Annotated in this window: 1 pseudogene; it reads right to left on the bottom strand. The window is 64.0% G+C overall.

From position 1 onward, the window contains the following. Nucleotides 1-469, bottom strand: a pseudogene (locus EN750_RS38605) (ATP-dependent DNA ligase); the annotation flags it as partial.

Genomic DNA, 469 nt, shown 5'->3' with positions numbered 1-469 from the left:
GGTTCCCATTGTCCGCTGCGCTCCGTGCTCCAGCGGCTCGGGCCGCCGGGCGCCTTGCCGGTGAATCCGGGCTCTGACCGCAGCCCTTCCAGCCGGCGCGTGAGCGCTCCTCTGTCGGTCCTGGCGATGGTCGACGTGAAGCCGACGTGATCGAGCTTGCCGTCGTCATTGTAGAGGCCGAGGAGCAGCGAGCCAACCTCACGACTGTCCGCGAGATAACGGAAACCGCCGACAACGCAATCGGCGGTGCGCCTCGGCTTTACCTTCACCATCGCACGTTCGCCGCACAGATAATGCTCATCAAGCACTTTGGCCATGATGCCGTCGGTCGATGCATGGCCGGAGCCGTGTAGCCATCGAGCCGCCGTGGCTGCATCATAAGTGCACTTCGACAGGCGAAGATCTGGACTGTTCGAGGAGGTCACCAAGTCCTCGATCGCTCGCCGCCGTTCCACAAGTGGCTTGCCCG

The sequence above is a fragment of the Mesorhizobium sp. M7A.F.Ca.ET.027.03.2.1 genome, assembly GCF_003999175.1.
GTDB lineage: Bacteria > Pseudomonadota > Alphaproteobacteria > Rhizobiales > Rhizobiaceae > Mesorhizobium.
Note: the sequence above shows the minus strand (reverse complement) of the source record. Positions and strands in the feature narration are given on the sequence as shown.